Raw genomic sequence first — 4,201 nt, forward strand, 5'->3', positions numbered from 1 at the left:
TACGGCCGCCCGCCGACACCGCGGCGCAGACGGGTGCGGCCGGTGGCTCGGTGCCGGCGCCCGCGCTGGCCGGAGCGGCGGGACGCCTGCTCCATCCGTCGAACACCACCCGGCTGTCCGGGCTGTATCTCGCGGGCGGCTGGGCGCATCCGGGCGGCGGGCTCCCGCATGCCGGGATGTCCGGAGCGCTGGTGGCGGGACTGATCGTCGAGGGCGCCGGTTTCCGGGGCTCGCAGTGAGTCGGCGGGCCGGCCTGCCGGTTTCCTGACGGACCGTCGGACCTGACCGTCAGATCTGACCTTCAGATCCGATGGGCCTTCAGTAGCGGTACTGCTGCTCGTTGTAGTCGGGGTCGTAGCCCTGCTGCTGGGGCTGCTGCTGCGGTACCGGCGGAGCCTGCTGCTCGCCCTCGCGCTGCTGCGGGACCCAGACACCGCCGGGCGGAGTCTCGGCGCCGTACTGCTGCTGGCCGCCGTACGGGTCGGCGTACTGCTGCTGGCCGCCGAAGCTGTCGTACGAGCCGTACTGCTGACCGCCGTTGGCCGACTCGGCGTACGGGTCGGAGTAGCCGGTGTACTGCTGCTGGCCGTTTCCGTAGTCGTACTGCTGCCCGTAGACATCCTGGCCGGCGTAGTTCTCCTGGCTCGCGTAGGTGTGCTCGCCCGAGTGGCCCGGGTGGTAGGCGTCCTGGCCGGTGTAGGCGTCCTGGCTCGCATAGGCGCCGTGCGCCGCGTAACCGCCCTGTCCTTGATAGCCGCCCTGGTCGGCCGTCGGCTGATAGCCGGGATACGCCTCGTATCCGCCGCTGCCCCATCCGTTCGCGCCGGGCTGCTGCGGGTGGCCCTGCTGCTGTGCGTCATGGGCCGGCGCGTCGTAGTCGTTGTAGATGCCGTACTGCCCGGTGTCGTCGGGCATCGGCTCCGGTTCGTAGACCTGCTTGGGATCGTAGGGCGCGGTGGTCTCCGCGGGCCCGGCCACCGGCTGGTACTCCAGATCCGGCACCTCCAGATCGGAGACTTCGAGATCCGATACCTCCAGCGACGGTTCACGCTCGGCGTCCGGGCCGCCGGTGTCCTTCCGGCGGCGGCTGGCCCCCGGACTGCCGCCTATCGCCCAGCCGGTGGAGAAGCCACGGCGGAAGGAGAGCGTCACATAGGTCTGACCGACCGCGAACGCGACCGCACCCAGTGCGATGACCAGGACGGAGGGCAGCAGCACACCGAGAACCACGCCCATGAAGCCGCTGAAGGCGAGCAGTCGCCAGCGCAGTCGCGCCTTGTACTGGAGCAGCACCTCGCCCAGCAGCCACAACGCCACGATGCCGAATGCGATGTAGAGGACCGTCCAGCCCATGCCCGCCCCTCTCCTGCGGCCACCAGCCCGGGACAGGGCGGGTACGACCGGTCACGACTGCTCGTGCAGTCCGAGATTCTCGTAGATTTCGAGCGTTGCGGTGGAGTTGTTGAGGGTGATGAAGTGCAAGCCGGGAACACCCTCGGAGAGCAGCTCCGCGCAGAACTCCGTCGCGAACTCGATGCCAATGGAGCGTACAGCGGCGGGATCGTCCTTGACGGAGAGGATCCGCTCTTTCAGTTCGGCCGGGAAGACCGCGGTGCTGAGCTGCGGCAGCCGCTCCAGCATCCGGACGCTGGTGACCGGCATGATCTCGGGAATGATCGGTGTCGCGCAACCGGCTGCGCCGACCCGGTCGCGCAGCCGCAGATATCCGTCCGGTTCGAAGAACATCTGCGTGATCGCGTAGTCGGCGCCCGCGCGGCACTTGTCCACGAAGTGCCTGGTGTCGGTCTCCCAGTCGGACGAGCGCGGATGCATCTCCGGGAAGGCCGCCACTCCGACACAGAAGTCGCCGGACTCCTTGATCAGCCTGACCAGTTCGGCGGCGTAGCGGACACCGTCCGGGTGCTTGACCCACTCGCCCATGGGATCGCCGGGCGGATCGCCCCGTACGGCGAGGATGTTGCGGATCCCTGCGTCGGCGTACTGCCCGACCATATTGCGCAGTTCGGCGACGGACTGGCCGACGGCCGTGAGATGCGCGACCGGCGTGAGTGTGGTGTCGGAGGCGATGCGCTCCGTGGCCTTGACCGTGCCCGCCCGGGTGGAACCGCCCGCGCCATAGGTCACGGAGACAAAGCTGGGCGCCACCGCTTCGACCCGGCGCAGCGCGTTCCAGAGATTGCGCTCGCCCTTCTCGGTCTTGGGCGCCCAGAACTCGAACGAGAACGATGTCTTGCCGGTCGCGAGCAGATCACGCACGGTCAGTGCGTGATCTGATCTGGTCGAAGCTGTGCCGGAGGCCATAGGGGCAGGTTATCGAGGGCGTGGCGGTCCCCCAACCGGACGGGGGTATATGCCCGGATTAACGATCGCGTCACACGGCCCGTTCGTCTCGTCACACGGCCCGTTCCCGTACGCGCTTGGCCAGGCCGGCCGTCGCCGCGGCCGGATCGTCGGCCTCGGTGATCGCCCGTACGACGACGATCCGGCGGGCACCGGCGTCCAGCACCTGATCGAGATTGGCCGCGTCGATACCGCCGATCGCGAACCACGGCCGGTCCGTGCCCAGCGCGGCGGCGTGGCGCACCAGATCGAGCCCGGGCGCATGACGGCCCGGCTTGGTCGGAGTGGGCCAGCACGGGCCCGTACAGAAGTAGTCCACGCCCGGCTCGACGGCGGCGGCGTCCACCTCGGCCTCGGCATGGGTGGAACGGCCGATCAGCGGGATGTCCCCGAGGATCGCGCGGGCCGCGGGAACGGGCAGATCGCCCTGTCCCAGATGCAGTACGTCGGAGCCGGCGGCATGCGCCACATCGGCGCGGTCGTTCACGGCGAGCAGCGCGCCATGACGGCGGCAGGCGTCCGCGAAGACCTGGAGGTGCTCCAGTTCCTCGGCCGCCTCCATGCCCTTGTCCCGCAGCTGCACGATGTCCACACCGGACGCGAGCACGGCGTCCAGGAACTCGGGAAGATCTCCCTGCCGCCTGCGCGCGTCCGTGCAGAGATAGAGCCGGGCGTCGGAGAGCGACGCACGGGCCCCGGGCACGGCGGACACACAGGCCCCTGACATGGCATCGGGCGTGGCCTCGGGCATGGGAAGTCCCCCCGTCGGGTCGGCGGTGTGCGGAGGTACCGGGACCGCCACGCGGCCATGAAGGCACCGCCGCACACCGCGAATGGTGAGTGGATCAGACGGCGAGCGCCTGGGCCCGGCGCTTCACCTCCGTGCCGCGATTCTCGCTGAGCGCCTGCGCGGGCGTGCCCGGCAGGGTCGGGTCGGAAGTGAAGAGCCATTCGAGCATCTCTTCGTCGGTGAAGCCGTCGTCCCTCAGCAGCGTCAGGGTCCCGGCGAGGCCCTTGACGACCTTGCCGCCGTCGATGAAGGCGGCGGGCACCTGGAGTGTCCTGTTCTCACCGCGGCGCACGGCGATGAGCTGCCCTTCCTTCACCAACTGCCGCACGCGCGTCACCTCGACATCGAGGGCTTCCGCGATGTCGGGCAGGTGAAGCCAGGCGGGGACGAGAGCATCGATCTTTGCGTCAATCTCGGTCACACGACAAGCGTGCCATCCCGGACTGACAGACGCCACGAACCGAGTCCGCCCGGAGCAGCCCCGAGCAGTCACCACGCACGGCACGGAGCGCGTCACGGAGCACGGCAAGGAGCACGGCAAGGAGCGCGTCGCGAAACCTCAGAGGACTCAGAGGACTCAGAGAACGGCCTTGCGCAGCGGTACCGCGGGATCGGCGGCCCGCGCCCGGTCCAGCCGCGCGCCCGTCTCCATCAGCTTGCGGCCCTGCGCCAGATCGCGCGGCCTGCCGACGGCGAGCAGGGCCATCAGCGCGCCGTCCCGCAGCCACACCACCGACCAGGCGGCCTCCGCGGGATCGCCGCGCCACACCAGGGTGTCCTCCGCCGTGTGATGGCCCGCGTACTGGACGAATCGGCCGAACTGCTCCGACCAGAAGTACGGCACGGGATCGTAGATCTGCTCGCTCTCGCCGACGGCCTGGGCGGCGACCGTACGAGGGCCCTGGAGCGCGTTGTCCCAGTGGTGCACGAGCAGCCGCTCGCCGTAACGGGCGGACGGGAAGGACGCGCAGTCGCCGACCGCGTAGACATCGGGCAGGGACGTCGCCAGCCGCTCGTCCGCGACGATCGCGCCGTCCGGGCCCAGCGCGA

Annotated in this window: 5 protein-coding genes and 1 pseudogene; 1 reads left to right on the forward strand and 5 read right to left on the reverse strand. The window is 69.9% G+C overall.

Annotated features, from left to right (window positions below; translation table 11 throughout):
• Positions 1-239, forward strand: a pseudogene (locus tag GA0115259_RS37650) (hypothetical protein); the annotation flags it as partial.
• A 79-nt stretch (positions 240-318) separates the two neighbouring features.
• Here the strand turns inward: GA0115259_RS37650 and GA0115259_RS37655 are convergent.
• The 5 genes from GA0115259_RS37655 to GA0115259_RS37675 form a co-directional block, all read right to left on the reverse strand.
• On the reverse strand, positions 319-1,353 hold the full coding sequence (locus GA0115259_RS37655; RefSeq protein WP_093605073.1) for a US12 family protein: 1,035 nt from the start codon (positions 1,351-1,353) through the stop codon (positions 319-321).
• A 51-nt stretch (positions 1,354-1,404) separates the two neighbouring features.
• Positions 1,405-2,322 (reverse strand): methylenetetrahydrofolate reductase [NAD(P)H], encoded by a 918-nt coding sequence (gene metF / locus GA0115259_RS37660; RefSeq protein ID WP_093605075.1) that lies wholly within the window; start codon positions 2,320-2,322, stop codon positions 1,405-1,407.
• Between the two features lie 91 nt (positions 2,323-2,413).
• A complete protein-coding gene (gene thiE, locus GA0115259_RS37665; protein WP_093605077.1) occupies positions 2,414-3,088 on the reverse strand; it encodes a thiamine phosphate synthase in 675 nt (224 codons plus the stop codon).
• A gap of 118 nt (positions 3,089-3,206) precedes the next feature.
• Positions 3,207-3,572: an Rv2175c family DNA-binding protein gene (locus GA0115259_RS37670; RefSeq protein ID WP_066951274.1), complete on the reverse strand. Its 366-nt coding sequence runs from the start codon at positions 3,570-3,572 to the stop codon at positions 3,207-3,209.
• Between the two features lie 156 nt (positions 3,573-3,728).
• On the reverse strand, positions 3,729-4,201 hold a 473-nt coding region (locus GA0115259_RS37675; RefSeq protein WP_161230612.1), incomplete at its 5' end, for an oxidoreductase C-terminal domain-containing protein.

The organism is Streptomyces sp. MnatMP-M17 (assembly GCF_900091995.1).
GTDB lineage: Bacteria > Actinomycetota > Actinomycetes > Streptomycetales > Streptomycetaceae > Streptomyces.

Excerpts from the sequence above, each read along its gene's own strand:
- GA0115259_RS37655 (WP_093605073.1), bottom strand. The coding sequence starts at position 1,353 with ATGGGCTGGACGGTCCTCTACATCGCATTCGGCATCGTGGCGTTGTGG.
- metF (WP_093605075.1), bottom strand. The coding sequence starts at position 2,322 with ATGGCCTCCGGCACAGCTTCGACCAGATCAGATCACGCACTGACCGTG.
- thiE (WP_093605077.1), bottom strand. The coding sequence starts at position 3,088 with ATGTCAGGGGCCTGTGTGTCCGCCGTGCCCGGGGCCCGTGCGTCGCTC.